Genomic DNA, 21,544 nt, shown 5'->3' on the forward strand with positions numbered 1-21,544 from the left:
GGACGGGCGCGGCGGGCAGACCGCCGCGGCCGCTTCCGCCACCCCCCTGGCGGGCGGCTCCATCCCGTCCAGGCGCCTGACGGTCCTCTCAGGGCCGTCCGGCGTCGGCAAGAGCACGGTCGTCGCCGAGATCCGGCGTGCCCACCCACAGGTGTGGCTGTCGGTCTCGGTGACAACCCGTACGCCCCGTCCTGGCGAGACCCACGGTGTGCACTACTTCTTCGTCGACGACGCCGGGTTCGACCGGCTCGTCGCCGAGGGTGAACTGCTCGAGTGGGCCGAGTTCGCGGGCAATCGGTACGGCACGCCGCGCCGCGCGGTGCTGGAGCACCTCGAAGCCGGCGTGCCGGTCCTGCTCGAGATCGACCTGCAGGGCGCACGCCAGGTGCACGCGGCCATGCCCGACGCGCTGTTCGTGTTCCTCGCGCCGCCGTCGTGGGACGAGCTCGTCCGCCGTCTCGTCGGCCGGGGCACCGAGCCGCCCGAGGTGATCGAACGCCGCCTCGACACCGCCCGCACCGAGCTGGCGGCCGAGAAGGAGTTCGACGTCACCCTCGTCAACACGTCGGTCCAGGACGTCTGTGCCGAGCTGGTAGCCTTGCTGGCTGCACAACCACCGAACTCCGACTAGCGGAAGGCGCAGGAGTGGCATCGAATGCCCCTGGTGCCGAAGGCATCACCAACCCGCCGATCGACGACCTGCTGAAGATCGTCGACAGCAAGTACAGCCTCGTGATCATGGGGGCCAAGCGCGCCCGCCAGATCAACGCCTACTACGCCCAGCTCGGCGAGGGTCTCCTGGAGTACGTCGGTCCCCTGGTGGAGACCCAGGTCCAGGAGAAGCCGCTGTCCATCGCGCTGCGCGAGGTCAGCGAGGGCCTGCTCAACTCCGAGGCCATCGAAGGCGCCTGAGTTGTCCTCCGGCGGCCCCGGGGCGTGTGGCGCCCTGACATGCGGGCGCCCGCGGTGACGACCTTCGGGTGTCGCCTCGTGCCCCGCGGAAGGGTCTGCCGGTGAGTGAGGCATCGGAGCCGGCCGGGCGTCGTCCCCGCGTGCTCCTCGGCGTCGGCGGCGGTATCGCCGCCTACAAGGTGTGCGAGCTGCTGCGGCGGCTGACCGAGTCGGGCCACCGCGTCCGGGTGATCCCGACGCGCGACGCGCTGCGCTTCGTCGGCGAGCCGACGTGGGCGGCCCTGTCCGGCGAGCCGGTGACCACGGAGGTCTGGTCGGACGTCGCCGAGGTGCCGCACGTCCGCCTCGGCCAGGGCGCCGACCTCGTCATCGTCGCGCCGGCCACCGCCGACCTGCTGGCCAAGGCCGCGCACGGTCTCGCCGACGACCTGCTCACCAACACCCTGCTGACCGCCCGGTGCCCGGTCGTGTTCGCGCCCGCGATGCACACCGAGATGTGGGAGCACCCCGCCACGCAGGCCAACGCGGCGACTCTGCGCTCCCGCGGGTGCGTCGTGATCGACCCGGCCGTCGGCCGGCTCACCGGCGCCGACTCCGGTAAGGGGCGGCTGCCCGATCCGGACGCGCTGTTCGACGCCGCCCGCCTCGTGCTGGCGCGGGGAGACCTTCCCGCCGACCTCACCGGCCGCCACGTCGTCATCTCGGCGGGCGGCACCCGCGAGGCCATCGACCCCGTCCGGTTCATCGGCAACCGTTCGTCGGGCCTGCAGGGGTACGCCCTGGCGCGGACGGCGCTCGCGCGTGGCGCCCGCGTCACCCTGGTCGCCGCCAACGTCGCGCTGCCGGATCCGGCGGGCGCTGAGGTGGTGCCCGTCGGCTCGGCCCTCGAACTGCGCGACGCGGTGCTCAAGGTCGCCGGCGAGGCCGACGCCGTCGTCATGGCGGCCGCGGTGGCCGACTTCCGGCCCGCCGGCTACCGCGACATGAAAATCAAGAAAACGGACGACGCCGAGCCGGAGCCGATCCGCCTGGTGAAGAACCCCGACGTCCTCGTCGAGCTCGTCGCCGCCCGCCGCCCCGGCCAGGTGATCGTCGGATTCGCCGCCGAGACGAACGACGTGCTCCGCAACGGCCGCGAGAAGCTCGCCCGCAAGGGCTGTGACCTGCTGGTCGTCAACGAGGTGGGGGAGCGCCTGACCTTCGGCGCCCCCGACAACGCCGCGGTGATCCTCTCCGTCGACGGCACGCCCGTCGACGTGCCGCGAGGTTCGAAAGAAGCGCTCGCCGACGTCGTATGGGATCAGGTGGCCGGGCGGCTACAGTAAAGTCGCCGGTTCTCGCACGCTCAATTGTTGCTCGACCGGTCCCGGCTAGACTTCGCCACCGAGACCAGACCACTCTGCTACGTCAGTCAGCAGCCGCTGCAAGGAGTACACGTACGTGTCACGTCGCCTGTTCACCTCCGAGTCCGTGACGGAAGGTCACCCCGACAAGATCGCCGACCAGATCAGTGACGCGATCCTCGACTCGATGCTGAAGGACGACGCGCGCAGCCGCGTCGCCGTCGAGACGCTGATCACGACCGGGCAGGTCCACGTCGCGGGCGAGGTGACCACCGAGACGTACGTCGACATCCCCGGCGTCATCCGGGAGAAGATCCTCGAGATCGGCTACGACTCCTCCAGCAAGGGCTTCGACGGCCACTCCTGCGGCGTCTCGGTGTCCATCGGCGCCCAGTCGCCCGACATCGCGCAGGGCGTCGACGACGCCTACGAGACCCGCGAGGGCGACGGCTCCGACGAGCTCGACCGGCAGGGCGCCGGCGACCAGGGCCTGATGTTCGGCTACGCCTGCCGCGAGACCCCCGAGCTGATGCCCCTGCCGATCACCCTCGCGCACCGGCTGGCCCGGCGTCTGTCGGCCGTCCGCAACAGCGGCGTGGTCCCCTACCTCCGCCCGGACGGCAAGACCCAGGTCACCATCGAGTACGACGGCGACCGCCCCGTCCGGCTCGACACGGTCGTCGTGTCCTCCCAGCACGCCCCGGACATCAGCCTCAGCGACCTGCTGACCCCCGACATCAAGGAGCACGTCGTCGACCCGGTCGTCGCCGAGCTCGACCTCGACACCGAGGGCTACCGCCTGCTGGTCAACCCGACCGGCCGCTTCGAGATCGGCGGCCCGATGGGCGACGCCGGCCTGACCGGCCGAAAGATCATCATCGACACTTACGGCGGCATGGCCCGCCACGGCGGCGGCGCCTTCTCCGGCAAGGACCCGTCCAAGGTCGACCGCTCCGCCGCGTACGCCATGCGCTGGGTCGCCAAGAACGTCGTCGCCGGCGGCCTCGCCGACCGCTGCGAGGCCCAGGTCGCGTACGCCATCGGCAAGGCCCACCCGGTCGGCCTGTTCATCGAGACCTTCGGCACCGAGAAGCTCCCGGTCGAGAAGATCCAGGAGGCCGTCCTCGAGGTCTTCGACCTCCGCCCGGCCGCGATCATCCGCGACCTCGACCTGCTGCGCCCGATCTACTCCCAGACCGCGGCGTACGGCCACTTCGGCCGCGAGGAGCCCGATTTCTCGTGGGAGCGGACCGACCGCGCCGAGGCCCTGCAGGCGGCCGCCGGGCTCTGACCCCGAGCGCTCTCCGACGGGGAAGCACCCTGCTTCGCATCGCGGCCGTTCCGGATCCTCCGGGGCGGCCGCGACGCGTTCTACGCTGTTCGCCGTGAAGATCACTGTGTTGGGCGGGTGCGGCGCGTGGCCGGCCGCCGGGGCGGCGTGCAGCGGGTTCCTCGTGGAGCACGACGGCCATCGGCTGCTACTGGACCTCGGGTACGCGACAGTGCCCGAGCTGCTCCGGCACGTCACGGCCGACCAGGTCGACGCGGTCGTCATCAGCCACGGGCACCCGGACCACTGTGCCGACCTCAACCCGTTCCTGCGGGCTCGTGGCCTGACGGCGGAGTCGGTCCCCGCCCTGCCGGTGTATGCGCTGCCCGGCGCCCTGGACGCGGTGCTGGCGCTGGACCGTCCGGGGATGCTCGACCACGCCCTCGCGCTGCGGGAGTTCTCCGCCGGCGATCGCCTGAGCATCGGCCCGTTCACGGTCGACACCCGGCTGCTCCCGCACTGGGTGCCGAACGCCGGGATGCGGGTGGCCGCAGGCGGAAAGGTCCTGGCCTACACCGGCGACACCGGCCCGAGCCCGGACGTGGTCGAACTCGCCCGGGACGCCGACCTGTTGATCGCCGACGCGACCTATCCGGAGGTCGTACCGCCGGAGGACGCGGCCTTCCTCACCAGCGCCCGGCAGGCGGCGCGGCAGGCCGCCGACGCGGGCGCCGCCGGTCTGATGCTCACCCACCTGTGGCCCGGAACCCCGCCCGAGGCCGCCCGGGACGCTGCCGTCAAGGAGTTCTCGGGGCCGATCACGGTCGCCGCGAAAGAGGCGGGGCTGAGTCTCTGAGCCGGCCGGTCTGAGCGGTGGCGTCCGGGGCGACCGCAACCGCGGCAACGAAGCTTGAGCCCGGTTCCGGGCGGGCAGACCGATCATGTACGGACGGTGCGCTTCCGGTCGCTCGCGGTCGCGTCAGCGGAGGCCTGGAACGGGGCACCGGTTAAGGGGGCGTGGTCCGGGCGGCGGACGTCGCCGCCGTCGTGACCGGTTCGGGGGGCCGGATGGGTGAGCCGATCGTTCTACCGCATGAGGATCCGGCCTTCGTGGCCGACCCGTTCCCGTTCTACCGCAGGCTCCGCGAGGGCGGCCCGGTCCGCCGGGTCGTCACCGTCCGCGGGATGGAAGCGTGGCTGGTGACCCGCTATGGCGATGCGCGGGAGGCGCTCACGGATCCCCGCCTGACCAGCGATCTCCGCGGTGCCACAGACCCTCGGCTCTTGGAGCAACTGCCCTCCGCGGAGCGGACCTCCGCCATGCGCAGCATGGTCCGCCTGGACGCCCCTGACCACGGCCGGCTGCGCCGTCTCGTGTCGAAGGCGTTCACGGCACGCCGGGTGGCCGAACTCGAACCACGAGTGCAGGCGATCACGGATCGGCTGCTCGACGCGATCATCCCGGCCGGGCGGGCGGACCTGATCAAGGATTTCGCCCTGCCGCTGCCGGTCACGGTGATCAGCGAGCTGCTCGGCGTGCCCCTGACGGACCGGGATCGCTTCCAGGAGTGGACGAACGTCCTGCTCACCCAGCGCCCGGACCGGCCGGACCTGGCGGCGACAGAGCGGGCGTGGCGGCAGATGTGGTCCTACCTGGAAGGGCTCTTGGCGGCCAAGCGGACGGACCCCGCCGACGATCTGCTCGGCGCATTGATCACTGCCAGGGACCGGGACCAGCGACTCGACGAGGGCGAGCTGGTGGCGATGGCCTTCCTGCTGCTGGTCGCCGGCTACATCACCACGGTCAATCTGATCGGCAACGGGATCGTGGCGCTGCTCGCCCACCCCGCCCAGCTGAAGCTCCTTCGCGACGACCCGGGTCTGCTCCCGGGCGCCGTCGAGGAGTTCCTGCGATACGACGGTCCGGTGAACCCGGGCATCCTGCGCGTCGCGGCGGAGAACCTCGAGATCGGCGGAGTGGCCGTTCCCCGGGGCGCGACCGTCATCATCGCCACCGCGGTCGCCGACCGCGACCTCACGGAGTTCCCCGAGGCCGACCGTCTCGATGTCACACGGACCGCAGGTGCCCACCTGGCGTTCGGGCACGGCATCCATTACTGCCTCGGCGCGCCGCTGGCCCGGCTGGAGGGGCGGATCGCCATCGGGACGGCGCTGCGACGACTCGACGATCTTGCTCTCGCCGTGCCGTACGAAGAACTGCCCTGGCAGGTCGCCGGACTGCGCGGACTCGAGCACCTGCCCGTCACGTTCACGCCGGTGAACTGCTGAGGCCGGTGGGATCCCAGAGGTATGAATTATTCACTTTCGGAATATTCAGGAGTGATTTTCTGCTGTGGGGGAGGAGAGACGGGTGTCCGCGATCGACGGACCCGGTGGCGTTTTCAACCCCTGGAGGTCACTGTGAACAGCAGCATCCCCGAACGCCGGAACCGGGCCGCGAGCCCTCGCCAGCATATGGTGCGGTCGCACTCGCTGCGGGCCCTGGCCGTCGCGGCCCGGCTCGAGCGGCATCATGCCCCGGAGGGACCGCCGGGCCGGTCTCGCGTCGACGACGCTGACGGCCTGGAGCTGATCCCCTGCTCCGCCCCGGACTGCTGAGCCGTACGGGGCCGTGAGCGGGAGGCGGGCGGGAATGGTCACGGTCGAGGACGTGCGGCGCGTGGCATCGTCGTTGCCGCGCACCGAAGAGCACCTGATCAGGGACCGCATCAAGTTCCGCGTCGGCAAGATCGTCTACCTCGCGTTCTCCGCCGACGAGGAGTGGATGGGCTTCGCCTTCCCCAAGGAGGAGCGGGCCGCGCTCATCGCCGGAGAGCCGGAGAAGTTCCGCCTGCCCCGGCTCTCCGACCAGCGCTTCAACTGGGTCGAGGTCCGCCTCGCCACCCTAGACGAGGACGAGATGCGCGAACTCGTCGAGGAGGCCTGGCGCATGGTCGTTCCCAAGCGCGTCGCCGCCACACGTCTCGGACCGAGCCCGGTCACGGGCACCCGGTGTCGGTGACCGAAGCGCCGGGGACGGGCCTGTGGCCGTCCCCGAGCGGCGGCACAGGTACTCGTGCTCCTGCTCGGCCCCGTGCCCGGGAGCGGGGCCACATCACGCTGTCCGCAGGCCAGCGTGCGGAACGCACGTCGTAAAGTCGCTGGATGAACGTTCCCGGCAGCGCGCCGGACCCTTCCTACATCGCCGGGCTGGTTCGGGTCCGCGCGGCGGCAGGCGCCGTGATCCGTGACCGGCAGGGCCGTGTGCTGGTCGTTCATCCGGTCTATAAGGACGGATGGGAGATCCCTGGCGGGATGCTTGAGGCGGAGGAATCACCGCTGGATGCATGTGCTCGGGAGATCAAGGAGGAACTCGGGATCGCGCTGCGGGTCGTACCGAAGGTCAGCCCTCGCCGGGTGTGAGGTGTTCGCCGGTGACGCGGAGCAGCGCGGCGGCCCGCTCGGCGGCGAATTTCGGGCATCGCACGGCGGCCTCGTCCACCGTCATCCCCTTCTTCGTGCTCGGGTCGTGGAGCGCCCGCGCGAGCCGCGCCCAGTCCTTGGCCTCCACGGCGACCTCGGGGTGCCCGTCGGAATGCGGGCACGGCGCGGCGAGCGGGGTCTGATCCACCGACTCGAGCGCCCTGTGGTAGAGCTCGGCCGTCTTCGGGGGGATCGCCTCCCACGTGGCGTTCTGCACGGCGAAGCCGACGGTGAGCAACAGCGGCAGCCGCTCCTCCGCAGGGGCGCCATGGGCCATCCGGTGGGCGGCCAGGACACTGGCCTTCTCCGTCAGCCCGGGAGAGCCGCCGTACCATGCATCGCCGGCGTCGTGGATCAGACGAGAGATGTCGGCTCGGCCGTCGGGCTTCAGGTAGACGCGTTCCAGGGCGTCGATGTCCGGGGGACCGAACAGCTCATCCCGCCCATCGCGCAGCGTCGCCAGCGTGCTCTCGGCGATGCCACGGATGAACCCGGGACAGAACCAGCCGGCCCGTTCCTCCGCGCCCTCGGCGAAGTCCGTCCCGTAGTAGTCCTTCCACTCCTCCTCGTCGTAGAGCGGCAGGATCAGGTCCACGATCGAGTCGGGGCTCTCGTCCGTCAGGTCGGGGTGGCCCTCGCCTCCGGGGTGCGGGCAGGCGCCCGCCTCGTATCCGGTAGCCGCCCGCTCCACGGCCTCGATCATCGAGTCGACGACCGCGGGGTCGTCGATCCGCCCCGACACGGCGTACCAGGACGCCGCGTGGAGGGCGAGCAGGAGACCGGGGGCATCGTCGCGGGCCGGGTGCCCGCCGTCCTCCGCCCTGGCCCGCAGATCCGACGCGGTCACCTGCAGCACAAGGGCGGGATCGCAGTACGGATAGTCGCACACGATCCCGCCGAGGTCCTGGCACAGATCCGCGAAGTCGATCCGTTCGGCATCGGCCCTCGGGCTCACGGTCTCGGTCTTCTGCTCTGAATCCATGATCGGTGTGACGAGCCGGCTGGGTCACGGGTTCCACTGGTCTGCAGCGGCGTCGGCGTCCGTTCGATCTGGTAGGACGGGGTAGTGGCGAACGATGGCGGGGGGCCCGGGACCGCTCCCCAGATCCCCGGGATGGACGACGTGACGGCCGTCGTCTCCGAGGCGGGCCCGCGCGCCGCACGCAAGACGTCGCGGAAGGGCGCGCGGCAGCCCGCGGAGACGCTGAAAGTCGCGAGGGTCGCCGTCGACGTGTCCCTGCCGCACCTGGACCGGCCGTTCGACTATCTGGTCCCGTCCGACCTGGACGAGAAGGCCGTGCCCGGCTGCCGGGTGCGGGTGCGGTTCGCCGGTCAGCTGGTCGACGGGTTCCTGCTGGAGCGGGTCGAGGACAGCGAGCACGACGGGCGACTGTCCTTCCTCGAGCGCGTGATCTCCCCCGAACCGGTGCTGACCCCCGAGATCGCCGCGCTCGCCCGGGAGGTTGCCGACCGGTACGCGGGCACCCTCGCCGACGTGCTGCGTCTGGCCGTCCCGCCCCGCCACGCCCGCGTCGAGGCGGAGCGTAAGGAGACCGCGCCGAAGGCGGGCGACGCCGGTCAGGACGCGGAGCCGGAGGCTGGAGACACCGGTCCGGGTGCGCAGCGGCAGACGGCCGCGACGGAGAACCGCGACGTCGGTCAGGAGGCGGGCGCGGAGCGCCCGGTGGCGGACGATGGCGCCGCCGGGCGGGACGTCGCCCTGGAGCGGCCGACGGTCGAGGTCGACGCCGTCCGTCCGGGCCGGGACGTGGGGGCGTGCGCCGATCCGGGGCCGTGGGAGGCCTATCGGGCAGGGCCGTCCTTCCTCGCCGCCCTGATGGAGGCGCGGGCTCCCCGCGCGGTCTGGACCGCCCTTCCGGGGACGGACTGGACCGCCTTCGCCGCCCGCGCGGCGCGGGCCGCGCTGGACGGCGGACGCGGAGTCCTGATCGTGGTGGCCGACGGCCGCGAGGTGGCGCGGGTGGACACGGCCCTGCAGACGGCCCTGGGTCCCGGCCGGCACGTCGCGCTCACCGCCGAGCTCGGTCCGGCCGAGCGGTACCGCCGGTGGCTCACCATCTTGCGCGGCGAGGTGAAGGTCGTCGTCGGCACGCGCGCCGCGATGTTCGCGCCAGTGCGCGACCTCGGGCTCGTCGTTCTCTGGGACGACGGCGACGACGTCCACGCCGAGCCGCACGCGCCGTACCCGCACGCCCGCGAGGTGCTCGCGCTGCGGGCTCACCGGGCCGGGGCGGGCGCGCTGATCGGCGGCTTCACGCGCACGACCGACGGCACGCAGCTCGTCGAGGCCGGCTGGGCGCATCCGCTGGTCCCTGACCGGGATCGGCTGCGCCGGTCGATGCCGTACGTCCGGCCCGCCGGTGACGACGCCGAACTGGCCCGTGACGAGGCCGCCCGCACGGCACGGCTGCCGCACCTGGCGTTCCGGACGGCCCGGCAGGGGCTGGAGACGGGTCCGGTGCTCGTTCAGGTGCCGCGACGCGGCTACGTGCCGGCCCTGGCCTGCGCCCGCTGCCGGGGGCCCGCGCGCTGCCCGGAGTGCGAGGGTCCGCTCGCCCTCACCTCGGGACACGCCGCGCCGTACTGCCGGTGGTGCGGCCGCATCGCCGGGGCGTGGCAGTGCCCGGAGTGCGGGAGCGGGCACGTGCGGGCCGTCGTGGTCGGTGCCAGGCGCACGGCCGAAGAACTCGGCCGGGCCTTCCCCGGCGTCCCGATTCGCACCTCCGGCCGGGACGGCGTGCTGGCGTCGGTCGGCGCCGAACCCGCGCTGGTCGTCGCCACCCCCGGCGCCGAGCCGGTGCCCGCGGAGGGGTACGCCGCCGCGCTCCTGCTCGATGGGTGGGTGCTGCTCGGCCGCGCCGACCTGCGGGCCGGTGAGGAGGCGCTGCGCCGGTGGACGAACGCCGCCGCGCTCGTCCGCTCGGGCGGGACCGTCGTCGTCCTCGCCGACGGCGCGTTGACCCCCGTGCAGTCGCTGATCCGCTGGGACCCGGTGACGTTCGCCGAACGCGAGTTCGCCGAACGCCGGGAGCTCGGCTTCCCGCCCGCCGTGCGCATGGCGTCCCTGACCGGCGGCCCGCAGGCCGTCCGGGAGCTCGTGGAGGCGGCCGGCCTCCCCCCGGACGCCGAGGTGCTGGGGCCGGTCGAGGTCGGCGACGGCCAGGAGCGCGCGCTCGTCCGGGTGGACCGCGCCCGCGGCGCCGTGCTGGCCCGGTGCCTCAAGGCCGCCCAGGCGGCCCGGAGCGCGCGCAAGGCCACCGAGGTCGTCCGCGTCCAGATCGACCCGCTGGAACTCATCTGAGGGATTCCGGTGCCGAGACCTCCGTAGACTGGGGTCCCCAGCCCCAGAACGTCGAACGGAGCCGTACGTGGCAGTCAAGCCCATCCGCCTCTTCGGTGACCCGGTCCTGCGGACTCCGGCGGATCCGGTCAAGGACTTCGACAAGGAGCTCCGGACGCTGGTCAAGGACCTGTCCGACACCATGCTCGACGCGCCGGGCGTCGGGCTGGCCGCGCCGCAGCTCGGCGTCGGGCTGCGGGTCTTCACCTACTACGTCGACGACCAGCTGGGCCACGTCGTCAACCCCACCCTCGACCTGTCGGACGAGCAGGAGGAGGGCGACGAGGGCTGCCTGTCGCTGCCGGGCCTCGCCTTCCCGACCAAGCGCGCCGTCGGCGTGGTCGCCAAGGGCTTCAACATGTACGGCGAGCCGATCGTGCTGGAGGGCACCCACCTGCTGGCCCGCTGCGTCCAGCATGAGACCGACCACCTCGACGGCATCATCTTCATCGACCGGCTCGACACGGAGCAGCGCAAGACCGCGATGAAGGCGATCCGTGAGGCCGAGTGGTTCGGCGAGCCGAAGCCCATCGTGAAGGAGTCCCCGCACCGCACGTTCGGCAAGGCCCTGTGAGCGCGGACGGAGACCGCTAGTGCGTCTGGTATTCGCCGGAACCCCGGAGACCGCGGTGCCCGCCCTGGAGGCGCTGCTGAACTCCCGCCACGAGGTCGTCGCGGTCGTCACGCGGCCCGACGCGCCCGCCGGGCGCGGGCGCCGGCTCACGCCGAGCCCGGTCGCGGAGCGGGCTGCCGAGGCGGGCATCGAGATCCTCAAGCCCGCCAAGGTGAAGGAGCCGGAGTTCCAGGACCGGCTGCGCGCCATCGCGCCCGACTGCTGCCCGGTCGTCGCGTACGGCGCGCTGATCCCGCGCGCGGCGCTGGACATCCCGCGGCACGGCTGGGTCAACCTGCACTTCTCGCTGCTGCCCGCCTGGCGGGGCGCGGCGCCCGTCCAGCGCGCCGTGCTGCACGGCGACGACATCACCGGCGCGGCGACGTTCCAGATCGAGGAGGACCTCGACACCGGACCCGTGTACGGCGTCGTCACCGAGCCGATCCTGCCCGAGGACACCAGCGGCGATCTGCTCGGCCGGCTGGCGCGGACGGGCGCGCACCTGCTGGTCGCGACGATGGACGGCATCGAGGACGGCAGCCTCGAGCCTCGCCCGCAGCCCGCCGACGGCGTCTCGCACGCCGCCAAGCTCACCCCGGACGACGCCAGGGTCGACTGGACCAAGCCGGCCCTGCACGTCGACCGGCTCGTCCGCGCCTGCACGCCGGCGCCGGGGGCCTGGACGACGTTCCGCGGTGAGCGGCTCAAGCTCGCGCCGGTGCGGCCCGCTCCCGACGCCGAGCCGCTCGCGGCCGGGCGCCTGCGGGTGACCAAGAAGGAGGTCTTCGCCGGCACCGGCACTCACCCGGTGCTGCTCGGGCAGGTCCAGCCGCAGGGCAAGCAGCGCATGGACGCCTCCGCCTGGGCGCGCGGCGTCCACCCGACCGATGAGGACGAACTGATCTGATGCCGCCCCGGCAACCCCGCCGCACGTCCGGCCAGGGAGACCGGCCGGACCGCCGGCCCGCGCAGCGGCCGCGCCGTCCGCGCGACCCCGTCCGCCGTACCGCGTTCGACGTCGTGCAGGCGGTCGACGACCGCGACGCGTACGCCAACCTGCTGCTGCCGTCCCTGCTGCGCGAACGCGGGCTGACCGGCCGGGACGCCGCGCTGGCGACCGAGCTGACCTACGGCACCCTGCGCGGGCGCGGCACGTACGACGCGGTGCTCGACGTGTGCAGCGACCGCCCGGTGACCAAGATCGACCAGCCGCTGCTGAACGTCCTGAGGCTCGGCGCCCACCAGCTGCTGAGCACCCGCATCCCCCCGCACGCCGCCGTCGGTACGACCGTGGACCTGGCCCGTTCGGTGGCCGGTCCCGGCCAGGCCAAGTTCGCCAACGCGGTGCTGCGCAAGGTCGCCGCCCGTGACATGGACGCGTGGCTGGAGATCGTGGCGCCCGGGGACGAGACCGGGCGGCTCGCCGTCGTGCACAGCCACCCGCGCTGGATCGTGAACGCCCTGCGCGACGCGGTCGGACCGCAGGAGATCGAGGCACTGCTCGCCGCCGACAACCAGCGGCCCCGCGTCACGCTCGTCGCCCGGCCGGGCCGTGCGACCGTCGAGGAGCTCGGCGGTGAGCCCGCCGTGTACTCCCCGTACGCGGCGTACCTCGCCGAGGGCGACCCTGGCGCGATCCGCGCGGTCGCCGAGGGCCGCGCCGGGGTCCAGGACGAGGCGAGCCAGCTGGTCGCCCTCGCCCTCGCACGCGCCGCCATCGACGGCCCGGACCGCCGCTGGCTCGACCTGTGCGCGGGACCGGGCGGCAAGGCCGGCCTGCTGTCGGGGCTGGCGGGCGAGCGCGGTGGGCACCTGCTCGCCTGTGACGTGCAGCCGCACCGCGCCCGGCTGGTGGCGGGGAGCGTGGACGCCGCCGGTGGGGTCGCCGTCGTGGACGGCACCCGGCCCGCCTGGCGGCCCGGCTCCTTCGACCGGGTGCTGGTCGACGCCCCGTGCACGGGTCTCGGAGCACTGCGCCGCAGGCCCGAGGCGCGCTGGCGGCGCGGCCCGGAGGCGGTCGCCGAGCTGGGCCCGCTGCAGCGGCGGCTGCTCACCTCGGCTCTGGAGTCCGTACGGCCCGGCGGCGTGGTCGCGTACGTCACCTGCTCGCCGCACCTGGCCGAGACCAGGGTCGTCGTCGACGACGTCCTGCGCGGCCGTGACGACGTCGAGCGCCTGGACGCCCCCGCGCACCTCAAGGAGGTGCCCGGCCTGGGCGACGGCCCGTACGCGCAGTTCTGGCCGCACCGGCACGGCACCGACGCGATGTTCCTCGCCCTCCTGCGCCGCACCTCCTGACCGTCCACGAGAGGGCGACCCGCCGGTCCCCGTCGGCGCCCGCGCCGGTGAGCCGGGCGGCGTCAGGCGGAGGCCGGCGCCGGTTCGCGGACCTTGGAGGTCAGGTCCGAGAGCACCTCGGTGGCGCGGTCGAGGGCGTCCGCGATCCAGGGCAGGGCGAGCGGGTCCGGAGCGCCGAGGGCGGCGTCACGCTGCTCGGGCGTCTCCCCGTACAGCAGGCTGGTCGCCACGCGGATCCGCAGAGCGTCGGGCGGGTCGCCGAAAGCACTGCCCGGCAGCACACCGACGCCGTACTCCTCAAGGAGGAACTCCGCCAGGTCGGCGGACGTCTCGATCCCGTGCCGCTCGCGCAGGTCGTCGCGGCCCGGCCCGGAGAACTCCGGGTAGCAGTAGAAGCCGCCCTGCGGCGCCGCGACGCGCGTTCCGGCGTCGGCGAACCGTTCCGCCATCGCCGTCGCCACGGCCGCGTGCAGGCGGCGGCTCGCCGCGATCCGGCCGGTGATCTCCGGTGGCTCGCCGAAGGCGTACGCCGCCGCCTCCTGGACCGGACCGGACGCGCTCGACCAGATCTCGCTGGCCACCCCGGCGAGCCGGTCCCGCAGGCCGTGCAGCTCCTCGGGGAGCAGTGCCACCCCGATCCGCCAGCCCCCGAGCGCGAGGCTCTTGCTCAGCGCGGTGGTGATGACCGTACGCTCCGGCGCGAACCGCGCCGGGGACGGAAAGTCGGCGCCCTGGTCGAAGACCAGGTCACGGTAGATCTCGTCGGCGATGATCACCAGGTCCAGCTCGCGCGCGACCTCGCAGAGCCGGCGGACGGTGCCGGGACGGGCGAGCGTGCCCGTGGGGTTGTCGGGGAGGGTGACGACGACGCTGCGTACGTGGTGCCCCGCGGCGCGGGCCCGCGCGACCACGCCGGGCAGGGCGTCGGGGTCGGGAACGCCGCCCTCACCGGGGCGGATGGGGACGAAGACGGGCTCGGTGCCCAGCAGGCGGGTCTGAGCGGCGTAGCTGACCCAGCTGGGGCGCGGGACGACGACGCTTCCGCCGATCGCCAGCAGCAGGGCGTAGAGAAGAGGTTTGCTGCCGGGGCCGGCCACCACCAGACCGGGGTCGGCGGCCAGCCCGCGGCGGCGCCAGTACCCCGCGGCGGCGTTCCGCAGGGTGGTGCTGCCCGCGACCGGACCGTAGGCGCCGCGTCCGGCCGCCGCGCCGAGCCGGTTCTCGAGGGTCGGGTGGACGTTCAGGCCGGCCTCCCCGAAGGCCAGGTGAAGCACTGGCAGACCGGCCCGTCGTCTTTGTTCGAGCGCCTCGTTGGCGGCCAGAGTCGCGGATATTGCGACTGTCATCTCATGACTCCAATGGAGCTGCTGGCGGAAGAGTGGTCGTTGCGGCGCGCGCCCCTCAATCGTTCAGCCATCCGGGGCATCACCACAAGCGAGGCTTTCCGCTGCTGTGCGTAAGATGAACTTATGCTGGATGTCCGGCGGCTCCGTCTGCTGCGCGAGTTCGCCGAGCGCGGCAGCATCGCCGCGACGGCCAAGGCGCTGGGCTACACGGCCTCGGCCGTGTCCCAGCAGCTCGCCGTCCTCGAGCGGGAGGTCGGCGCGACGCTCCTCGACCGCACCGCGCGCAGCGCCGAGCTGACCGACGCCGGACGGCGGCTCGTCGGTCACGCCGAGCGCATCCTGCGGATGATCGAGTTCGCCGAGGCGGACATGGCCGAGCCGGAGCCCTCCGGGCATGTGGTGCTCACCGCCTTCCCCACGGCGGCCGTGGCGTTCGCACCGGCGCTCGCGCACAGCCTGCGCCGGCACTCGGGCCTGACGTTCCAGCTGCGCCAGACCTCCGGCGACGGCATGCCGCAGGTGCGCTCGGGCGAGGTGGACATCGCCCTGATCGACGACTGGACGGGCCGGCTGCCCACCCGTGGCGGCGGCAGCCTGCGGTTCACGGTGCTGATGCACGACCCGGTCGTCCTCGTCGTGCCGTCCGACCATTGGGCGGCGGACCCGGCCGTCCGGGTCGACCTGCGGCGCCTTCGCGAAGAGCCGTGGATGGCGGCGCCGCCCGGCGAGCCGTCCCGTGAGGCGTTCGACCGGCTCCTCGCCGACGTCGGCGGCGCGCCGTCGGTGCCGTGGGAGTTCGAGGGGCTCGGCACCATCCTCGCGCTGGTCGCCCGGGGCGTCGGCGTCGCCGCCGTGCCCAGCCTCACCCTGACCGCCGACATCCCGGGGATCGCCGTGCGGAGACTGCCGCGTGCGATGACCCGGTACGTCTACGCGGTCGTGCGGACCGCGAGCGTGCGCCGCCCGTCCGTCGCGGTCACCGTCGAGGCGCTGAAGTCCGCCGCCGCCGACCTCGACGCCCGGCGGACCGCCTCCCGCCGTCCCGAGGGCGACTGACGACGGCTGCGGCGATCGTCTCTAGACTTGGGCGCATCATGGCCGTGCAAATCGCTCCCAGCATCCTGTCCGCCGACTTCGCCCGTCTCGCGGACGAGGTGACGGCGGTGTCCAACGCCGACTGGATCCACGTCGACGTGATGGACAACCACTTCGTTCCCAACCTCACGCTCGGGCTGCCGGTGGTCGAGTCGCTGCTCAAGGTCACGCCGCTGCCGCTCGACTGCCACCTGATGATCGAGGACCCGGACCGGTGGGCCCCCGGCTACGCGGAGGCGGGCGCGTCCAGCGTGACCATCCACGTGGAGGCCGCGAGCGCGCCGATCCGTACGCTCCGGGCGATCCGTTCGGCGGGGGCCCGCGCGGGGCTCGCCCTGAATCCCGGGACGGCCGTCGATCCGTACACCGACCTGCTCGCCGAGATCGACACGCTGCTCGTGATGACGGTCGAGCCGGGCTTCGGCGGGCAGTCGTTCCTCGACGTGGTGCTGCCGAAGGTACGACGGGCCCGGGAGCTGATCAAGGGCCGGGACCTCGACGTGTGGCTTCAGGTCGACGGCGGGGTCAACGCCGAGACCATCGAGCGCTGCGCCGAGGCGGGCGCGGACGTCTTCGTGGCGGGGTCGGCCGTCTACTCCGCCGACGACCCCGCCGCGGCGGTGCGCTCCCTGCGGGATCGGGCGAGTGACGCCTACACCGCATAGGCCGCGGTTCCGTCGGCGTGCGGGCCCGGCGTGGCCTGCGGTTCGTAGGCCATGCCGGGGTCGACGTTCGGGCCTTCACGCGAGCGGCGCCTCCACCGTGTGGGCCGCGGTTCCGTCGGCGTGCGGGCCGGGGGTCGCCTACGGTTCGTAGGCCACGACGCCGTCGCCGTCGGCGCGGCTGCGCAGGCGGCCCTGGGTGACGAGAACCTCCAGGTGCGCCTGGGTCTCCGTGGTCGCCAGCATCTGGTTGAACAGGTCGAGGTCGTCGAAGGAGCGTTCCCGCCGGGTCCAGGTCAGCGCACGGGCGGTCTCGTAGGCCGTGCCCGAGCCGGCGGCGACCGCCGCGGCGCTCGCGTCGAGGCGGTCGGCGTGGTGTTGCAGGAGGGCGTCGACGCGGGCGTGCACGCTCTCGGTGACCGGGCCGTGGGCGGGTAGCAGCCGCAGGTCGGGTAGTTCCTTGACGATCCTGAGGGAGTCGAGGTAGGCCCCGAGCGGGGACGTGTCCGGCGCGCTCTCGAAGCCGATGGAGGGCGTGATGTGGGGCAGGACATGGTCTCCGGCGAACATCAGCCCGCCGTCGAGGTCGGCGAAGACGAGGTGCCCGCGGGTGTGGCCCGGCGTGGGGACGGCGAGGAGCTCGCGCCCGCCGAGCGGCAGGGCCGTGCGGCCGTCGATCCAGTCGTCCGGCATCTCCCACTCGAGGGCGTCGTGCCCGCCTTCGCGCCAGGCGACCTTGAGGCGTTCGACGAGCGGCTGCGCGCCGCAGACGAGGAGCCGTGCGAGCTGGGGGGAGCCCGCGCGGCGCGTCGGCCGGGTGAGCAGTTCGAGCGTCTCGCGTTCACCGATGCCGACGCTGACCCGCGTGCCGAACTCCCGGCGGACGGCGATCGCCTGCGTGTAGTGGTCGCGGTGGACGTGGGTGACGAGGAACCGGGTGATGTCGCCGAGGCCGTGACCGATCTCCTTCAGCGCCGCCTCGAGCCGCCGCCGGGACTCCTCCAGCGCCCAGCCGCCGTCGACCAGCACCAGCCCGTCGTCGCCGGAGACCGCGTAGACGTTGACGGCGCGGAGGCCGTCGCTCGGTAGCGGCAGGGGGATCCGGTGCACACCCGGTGCCACCTGGAACGCTCCAGGCTCCGTCCACTCCGTTCGCTGCGTCATCGGCTCGACCTCATCTTTTCCGCTAGAACGACATTCGATCTATATCGGACCAGAGGTGGGGAGCGCCATGGTTCCCGCTGGGGAAGCTTGCCAAGCGAGCGCTTGCTTGGCCGAATGTGGACGTGTGCATCCTCACATGTGGCATGGAATGCCCGGCATGGCACACTGGTTGGGAGTCAATAAGCGTGCTCCGGGGTCGGTGAAATTCCGAACCGGCGGTGACAGTCCGCGACCCGGCCGAAACCATCGGCCGGTTGACCCGGTGGAACTCCGGGACCGACGGTTAAAGTCCGGATGGGAGGCAGCGCGCGGCCGTGCCCTTCGTGGGCATGGCCTTTCGCGGCCTTGCCGCACACCCGGAGCCTGATGAGGAGGCCCGGGTGACCGTTCATCCCGCGCGGGAGCGGGCGATGCGCCGGGCGCTGGCGCTCGCCGCCCGCGCCCAAGGTGAGACCAGCCCCAATCCCGTGGTCGGCTGTGTCGTCCTCGACCCCGCCGGAGACGTGGCAGGTGAGGGGTACCACCCCTACGCCGGCGGCCCGCACGCCGAGGTCGTCGCGCTCCGGGAGGCCGCCGGCCGCGCCCAGGGCGGCACGCTCGTCGTCACCCTCGAACCCTGCGACCACCAGGGGCGTACCGGCCCGTGCACCCGCGCCATCATCGACGCCGGCGTCCGGCGCGTCGTCTACGCCGTCGCCGACCCCCACCCCGTCGCGGGCGGCGGAGCCCGCCGGCTCGCCGAGGCGGGCATCGAGGTCGAGGCCGGCCTGCTCGCCGACGAGGCCGAGCGTGGCAACGCCGAGTGGCTCACCCGCACCCGGCTGAACCGGCCGCACGTCACCTGGAAGTTCGCCGCGACGCTCGACGGCCGGTCCGCGGCCGCCGACGGCACCAGCCAGTGGATCACCGGCCCCGAGGCCCGGCACGACGTCCACGAGCTGCGCGCCCGATGCGACGCGATCGTCGCCGGCGTCGGCACCGTGCTCGCCGACGATCCCCGCCTGACCGTGCGTGGCGTGCGGCGCCACGACCACCGGCGCACGCCCCGCAGGCCCCTGCGCGTCGTCGTCGACACGTCGGCGCGCACGCCGCCGACCGGCCGGGTCCTGGACGATGAGGCCCCGACGCTGATCGCCGTCGCCGAGGACGCCGACACGACCGCGCTGGAGGGCCGCGCCGCCGTCGTGCGCCTGCCGCGCGGCGACGGCGGCCTCGACCTGGCCGCCCTCCTCACCGAACTGCGCGACCGGCAGATCGTCTCCGTCCTCCTCGAAGGCGGCCCCACGCTCGCCGGCTCCTTCCTGGCCGCCGGCCTGGTCGACCGGGTCGTCGCCTACCTCGCCCCGACGCTGCTCGGCGCCGGCCCCGCCGCCCTCGGCGCGGCGGGCGTCGGCACGCTCGCCGAGGCCCACCGCCTGCACATCGACGACGTCACCCGGATCGGCGCGGACCTGCGGGTCACGGCGGTCGGCCGAGCCGTCGTACCCCCATCACCGGAGCCGGTAGCGGCCCGAAGGGAGAACTGAATGTTCACCGGAATCGTCGAGGAGCTGGGCGAGGTCGTCGCGCTGGAACCGGCGGGGGACTCCGCCCGGCTCACCGTGCGCGGCCCGCTCGTCGTCTCCGACGCCGTGCACGGCGCGTCCATCGCGGTCAACGGGGTCTGCCTCACCGTGACCGACGTCAAGGACGACGTCTTCACCGTCGACGTCATGAAGGAGACGCTGGACCGCTCGAGCCTCGCCGCCCTGGAGCCGGGGTCGGCGGTCAACCTCGAGCGGCCCGTCCGGCCGGCCGACCGGCTCGGCGGGCACATCGTCCAGGGCCACGTCGACGGCGTCGGGCGGATCACGTCCCGCGAGCCCGGGGACCGCTGGGAGATCGTGACCGTCGAGCTGCCCCCGCGGCTCGCCCGGTACGTCGTCGAGAAGGGCTCCATCACGGTCGACGGCGTCAGCCTGACCGTCGTTGAGGCCCGCGACGACGCCTTCACGATCGCGCTGATCCCGACGACGCTGGAGCTGACCACCCTGGGCCGCAAGGGCCCCGGCGACCCGGTGAACCTCGAGGTCGACGTCGTCGCCAAGTACGTCGAGCGGCTCGTCACGGCGGGAGCGACACGGTGAGCTCCTGGACGCAGGCGGGGATCACCGTCCTCGGCGAGAAGGTCCTGTGGACCGACCTGGTGGGCAACGTCCTGTCCCTGGCCACGGTGTGGCTGGCGATGCGGCGGACCATCTGGACCTGGCCGGTCCAGCTCGCCGGCGCGGCGCTCCTGCTGGTCGCCTCGGTCAGCGCGCACGCGCCGGGCAACGCGCTCAAGCAGGTGATGTTCCTCGTGCTCGTCTCGTACGGCTGGGTCCGGTGGCTGCGCGGCCTCCGGGAGAGCCGGGACCTGCCGGTCCGCCCGGCCACCGGTCGCGAGCGTCTGGCGCTCATCGGGACGCTCGCCGCGGGCACCGCCGCGGTGGCCCTGCTGTTCGCGAACATCCCCTGGCTGCAGATCTCCTGGTCGCCGCTGGCCAACGCGTACATCTTCGTCGGCAGCGCGGTGGCGACGTTCGCGCAGAGCCGGGCGCTCGTGGACTTCTGGGTCATCTGGGTCCTCGTCGACCTGGTCGGCGTCCCCCTCGCGTTCAAGTCGGGGCTGTACGTCTCCGGCGCCGCGTACGGAATCTTCTTCATCCTCGTCATCGCCGGTTTCCGTGACTGGCAGAAGCAGTACCGCCGGCAGCGGCGGCACCCCGAGCCCGAGGTGGTTGTGGCATGAGTTTCGACAGTGTGGAAGAGGCGATCGCGGACATCGCGGCCGGCAAGGCCGTGGTCGTCGTCGACGACGCCGACCGGGAGAACGAAGGCGACATCATCTTCGCCGCCTCGAAGGCGACGCCGGAGCTGACGGCCTTCACCATCCGCTACAGCAGCGGCGTGATCTGCGTGCCGATGGAGGGCCGCGACCTCGACCGGCTGCAGGTCCCGCTGATGACGGCGCACAACCACGAGCGGATGCGCACGGCGTACACCGTGAGCGTCGACGCCCGCGACGGCGTGGAGACCGGCATCTCCGCCGCCGACCGCGCCCACACGATCCGCACGCTCGCCGACTCGGCGACCGAGCCGTACGAACTGGTCCGGCCCGGGCACATCTTCCCGCTGCGGTACCGCGACGGCGGGGTGCTGAGGCGGCGCGGGCACACCGAGGCGGCGGTCGACCTGGCGCGGCTGGCCGGGCTGACGCCGGCCGGGGTGCTGGCCGAGGTCGTCAACGACGACGGCACGATGGCGCGGCTGCCGCAGCTGGAGGTGTTCGCCAAGGAGCACGACCTGAAGCTGATCTCGATCGACCAGCTCGTGGAGTACCGCAAGCGGACCGAGCGGATGGTCGAGCGGGTCGCCGAGACCCGCATCCCGAACCGCCACGGCATGTGGCGGGCGGTCGGCTACGCGAGTGAGGTGGACGGCGGCGAGCACGTCGCCCTCGTGTACGGCGACCTCGGCGACGGCGAGGACGTCCTCGTACGCGCCCACTCGGAGTGCCTGACCGGCGACGTGCTCGGCTCGGAGCGCTGCGACTGCGGCACCCAGCTGGAGGCCGCCATGGCCGCGATCGCCGCCGAGGGCAGGGGAGTGGTGCTGTACCTGCGCGGTCACGAGGGCCGGGGGATCGGGCTGCTGGCCAAGCTGCGGGCCTACCAGCGCCAGGACGACGGCTCCGACACCGTCGACGCCAACCTCGAACTCGGCCTCCCGGTGGACGCCCGCGAGTACGGCAACGCCGCGCAGATGCTCCTCGACCTCGGCGTCCGGTCCGTACGCGTGCTGACCAACAACCCGGCCAAGGTCGAGGGGCTGGAGAGCTTCGGCGTAGAGGTGCGCGGGCGCGCCGGGCTGCCCGTCGTCGTCACCGAGCACAACCGGCGCTACCTCTCGGCCAAGCGCGACCGCCTCGGCCACACGATCGGAGATCTGGGATGAGCGAGCGGAGCGAGCGAATCGA

At 73.1% G+C, this 21,544-nt stretch carries 22 protein-coding genes and 1 riboswitch; of the genes, 19 read left to right on the forward strand and 3 right to left on the reverse strand.

Annotated features, from left to right (window positions below; translation table 11 throughout):
- Positions 1–46 precede the first annotated feature (46 nt).
- The 9 genes from gmk to NE236_RS12255 all read left to right on the forward strand — a co-directional run bounded on the left by gmk (position 47) and on the right by NE236_RS12255 (position 6,948).
- On the forward strand, positions 47–631 hold the full coding sequence (gene gmk, locus NE236_RS12215) for a guanylate kinase (protein ID WP_252842196.1): 585 nt from the start codon (positions 47–49) through the stop codon (positions 629–631).
- Between the two features lie 14 nt (positions 632–645).
- On the forward strand, positions 646–912 hold the full coding sequence (gene rpoZ, locus NE236_RS12220) for a DNA-directed RNA polymerase subunit omega (protein ID WP_252842025.1): 267 nt from the start codon (positions 646–648) through the stop codon (positions 910–912).
- Positions 913–1,052: 140 nt separating this feature from the next.
- Entirely contained in the window at positions 1,053–2,237 is a 1,185-nt protein-coding gene (gene coaBC / locus NE236_RS12225) for a bifunctional phosphopantothenoylcysteine decarboxylase/phosphopantothenate--cysteine ligase CoaBC (RefSeq protein ID WP_252842197.1), read from the forward strand.
- 115 nt (positions 2,238–2,352) lie between these two features.
- Positions 2,353–3,546 (forward strand): methionine adenosyltransferase, encoded by a 1,194-nt coding sequence (gene metK / locus NE236_RS12230; protein ID WP_252842026.1) that lies wholly within the window; start codon positions 2,353–2,355, stop codon positions 3,544–3,546.
- A 94-nt stretch (positions 3,547–3,640) separates the two neighbouring features.
- Positions 3,641–4,381, forward strand: coding sequence for an MBL fold metallo-hydrolase (locus NE236_RS12235; RefSeq protein ID WP_252842027.1), 741 nt, complete (start codon positions 3,641–3,643; stop codon positions 4,379–4,381).
- 254 nt (positions 4,382–4,635) lie between these two features.
- Positions 4,636–5,814: a cytochrome P450 family protein gene (locus tag NE236_RS44450; protein ID WP_252842028.1), complete on the forward strand. Its 1,179-nt coding sequence runs from the start codon at positions 4,636–4,638 to the stop codon at positions 5,812–5,814.
- 132 nt (positions 5,815–5,946) lie between these two features.
- The gene (locus NE236_RS12245) at positions 5,947–6,144 is read left to right on the forward strand and encodes a hypothetical protein (RefSeq protein WP_252842029.1); all 198 of its coding nucleotides are present in this window, start codon (positions 5,947–5,949) and stop codon (positions 6,142–6,144) included.
- Positions 6,145–6,178: 34 nt separating this feature from the next.
- A complete protein-coding gene (locus tag NE236_RS12250; protein WP_252842030.1) occupies positions 6,179–6,547 on the forward strand; it encodes an MmcQ/YjbR family DNA-binding protein in 369 nt (122 codons plus the stop codon).
- A gap of 143 nt (positions 6,548–6,690) precedes the next feature.
- Positions 6,691–6,948 (forward strand): NUDIX domain-containing protein, encoded by a 258-nt coding sequence (locus NE236_RS12255; protein WP_252842031.1) that lies wholly within the window; start codon positions 6,691–6,693, stop codon positions 6,946–6,948.
- On the opposite strand, the gene NE236_RS12260 is transcribed toward NE236_RS12255, so the two are convergent.
- Positions 6,929–7,990: a hypothetical protein gene (locus NE236_RS12260; RefSeq protein WP_252842032.1), complete on the reverse strand. Its 1,062-nt coding sequence runs from the start codon at positions 7,988–7,990 to the stop codon at positions 6,929–6,931. The two genes, NE236_RS12255 and NE236_RS12260, sit on opposite strands and share 20 nt — an antisense overlap.
- Positions 7,991–8,122: 132 nt before the next feature.
- Here NE236_RS12260 and NE236_RS12265 point away from each other — a divergent pair, with 132 nt between their 5' ends.
- The 4 genes from NE236_RS12265 to NE236_RS12280 all read left to right on the forward strand — a co-directional run bounded on the left by NE236_RS12265 (position 8,123) and on the right by NE236_RS12280 (position 13,280).
- Positions 8,123–10,330 carry a primosomal protein N' gene (locus tag NE236_RS12265; protein ID WP_252842033.1) on the forward strand — a complete coding sequence of 736 codons (2,208 nt, stop codon included), beginning with the start codon at positions 8,123–8,125 and terminating at the stop codon, positions 10,328–10,330.
- Between the two features lie 67 nt (positions 10,331–10,397).
- The gene (gene def / locus NE236_RS12270) at positions 10,398–10,943 is read left to right on the forward strand and encodes a peptide deformylase (RefSeq protein ID WP_252842034.1); all 546 of its coding nucleotides are present in this window, start codon (positions 10,398–10,400) and stop codon (positions 10,941–10,943) included.
- A 19-nt stretch (positions 10,944–10,962) separates the two neighbouring features.
- The gene (gene fmt, locus NE236_RS12275) at positions 10,963–11,889 is read left to right on the forward strand and encodes a methionyl-tRNA formyltransferase (protein WP_252842035.1); all 927 of its coding nucleotides are present in this window, start codon (positions 10,963–10,965) and stop codon (positions 11,887–11,889) included.
- Entirely contained in the window at positions 11,889–13,280 is a 1,392-nt protein-coding gene (locus NE236_RS12280; RefSeq protein WP_252842036.1) for an RsmB/NOP family class I SAM-dependent RNA methyltransferase, read from the forward strand. Before fmt ends, NE236_RS12280 begins: the two co-directional genes overlap by 1 nt.
- Positions 13,281–13,342: 62 nt before the next feature.
- Here the strand turns inward: NE236_RS12280 and NE236_RS12285 are convergent, their stop codons facing one another.
- On the reverse strand, positions 13,343–14,626 hold the full coding sequence (locus tag NE236_RS12285; RefSeq protein WP_252842037.1) for a pyridoxal phosphate-dependent aminotransferase: 1,284 nt from the start codon (positions 14,624–14,626) through the stop codon (positions 13,343–13,345).
- 123 nt (positions 14,627–14,749) lie between these two features.
- On the opposite strand from NE236_RS12285, the gene NE236_RS12290 reads away from it, so the two are divergent.
- Both NE236_RS12290 and rpe read left to right on the forward strand, forming a co-directional pair.
- Positions 14,750–15,682 (forward strand): LysR family transcriptional regulator, encoded by a 933-nt coding sequence (locus tag NE236_RS12290; protein ID WP_252842038.1) that lies wholly within the window; start codon positions 14,750–14,752, stop codon positions 15,680–15,682.
- 38 nt (positions 15,683–15,720) lie between these two features.
- Positions 15,721–16,386: a ribulose-phosphate 3-epimerase gene (gene rpe, locus NE236_RS12295; protein ID WP_252842039.1), complete on the forward strand. Its 666-nt coding sequence runs from the start codon at positions 15,721–15,723 to the stop codon at positions 16,384–16,386.
- A gap of 138 nt (positions 16,387–16,524) precedes the next feature.
- On the opposite strand, the gene NE236_RS12300 is transcribed toward rpe, so the two are convergent.
- The gene (locus NE236_RS12300) at positions 16,525–17,547 is read right to left on the reverse strand and encodes an MBL fold metallo-hydrolase (RefSeq protein ID WP_252842040.1); all 1,023 of its coding nucleotides are present in this window, start codon (positions 17,545–17,547) and stop codon (positions 16,525–16,527) included.
- 181 nt (positions 17,548–17,728) lie between these two features.
- A riboswitch (FMN riboswitch) is annotated at positions 17,729–17,859 on the forward strand.
- Positions 17,860–17,927: 68 nt separating this feature from the next.
- Between NE236_RS12300 and ribD the strand changes: the two genes are divergently transcribed.
- Genes ribD through NE236_RS12320 form a run of 4 tightly spaced genes read left to right on the forward strand, consistent with a single transcriptional unit; the run spans position 17,928 to position 21,522 of the window.
- The gene (gene ribD / locus NE236_RS12305; RefSeq protein ID WP_252842041.1) at positions 17,928–19,073 is read left to right on the forward strand and encodes a bifunctional diaminohydroxyphosphoribosylaminopyrimidine deaminase/5-amino-6-(5-phosphoribosylamino)uracil reductase RibD; all 1,146 of its coding nucleotides are present in this window, start codon (positions 17,928–17,930) and stop codon (positions 19,071–19,073) included.
- The gene (locus NE236_RS12310) at positions 19,074–19,673 is read left to right on the forward strand and encodes a riboflavin synthase (protein WP_252842042.1); all 600 of its coding nucleotides are present in this window, start codon (positions 19,074–19,076) and stop codon (positions 19,671–19,673) included.
- A complete protein-coding gene (locus NE236_RS12315; RefSeq protein ID WP_252842043.1) occupies positions 19,670–20,317 on the forward strand; it encodes a nicotinamide mononucleotide transporter family protein in 648 nt (215 codons plus the stop codon). Before NE236_RS12310 ends, NE236_RS12315 begins: the two co-directional genes overlap by 4 nt.
- Entirely contained in the window at positions 20,314–21,522 is a 1,209-nt protein-coding gene (locus NE236_RS12320) for a bifunctional 3,4-dihydroxy-2-butanone-4-phosphate synthase/GTP cyclohydrolase II (RefSeq protein WP_252842044.1), read from the forward strand. The genes NE236_RS12315 and NE236_RS12320 overlap by 4 nt, the downstream gene beginning before the upstream one ends.
- Positions 21,523–21,544: the final 22 nt, after the last annotated feature.

The organism is Actinoallomurus purpureus (assembly GCF_024055795.1).
GTDB lineage: Bacteria > Actinomycetota > Actinomycetes > Streptosporangiales > Streptosporangiaceae > Actinoallomurus > Actinoallomurus purpureus.

Bases quoted from the DNA above. Each gene is read 5' to 3' on its own strand.
- NE236_RS12250 (WP_252842030.1), top strand. From the start codon at position 6,179: ATGGTCACGGTCGAGGACGTGCGGCGCGTGGCATCGTCGTTGCCGCGC.
- NE236_RS12255 (WP_252842031.1), top strand. From the start codon at position 6,691: ATGAACGTTCCCGGCAGCGCGCCGGACCCTTCCTACATCGCCGGGCTG.
- NE236_RS12260 (WP_252842032.1), bottom strand. From the start codon at position 7,990: ATGGATTCAGAGCAGAAGACCGAGACCGTGAGCCCGAGGGCCGATGCC.
- NE236_RS12265 (WP_252842033.1), top strand. From the start codon at position 8,123: ATGGACGACGTGACGGCCGTCGTCTCCGAGGCGGGCCCGCGCGCCGCA.
- NE236_RS12280 (WP_252842036.1), top strand. From the start codon at position 11,889: ATGCCGCCCCGGCAACCCCGCCGCACGTCCGGCCAGGGAGACCGGCCG.
- NE236_RS12285 (WP_252842037.1), bottom strand. From the start codon at position 14,626: ATGACAGTCGCAATATCCGCGACTCTGGCCGCCAACGAGGCGCTCGAA.
- NE236_RS12290 (WP_252842038.1), top strand. From the start codon at position 14,750: ATGCTGGATGTCCGGCGGCTCCGTCTGCTGCGCGAGTTCGCCGAGCGC.
- rpe (WP_252842039.1), top strand. From the start codon at position 15,721: ATGGCCGTGCAAATCGCTCCCAGCATCCTGTCCGCCGACTTCGCCCGT.
- NE236_RS12300 (WP_252842040.1), bottom strand. From the start codon at position 17,547: ATGACGCAGCGAACGGAGTGGACGGAGCCTGGAGCGTTCCAGGTGGCA.
- NE236_RS12310 (WP_252842042.1), top strand. From the start codon at position 19,074: ATGTTCACCGGAATCGTCGAGGAGCTGGGCGAGGTCGTCGCGCTGGAA.
- NE236_RS12320 (WP_252842044.1), top strand. From the start codon at position 20,314: ATGAGTTTCGACAGTGTGGAAGAGGCGATCGCGGACATCGCGGCCGGC.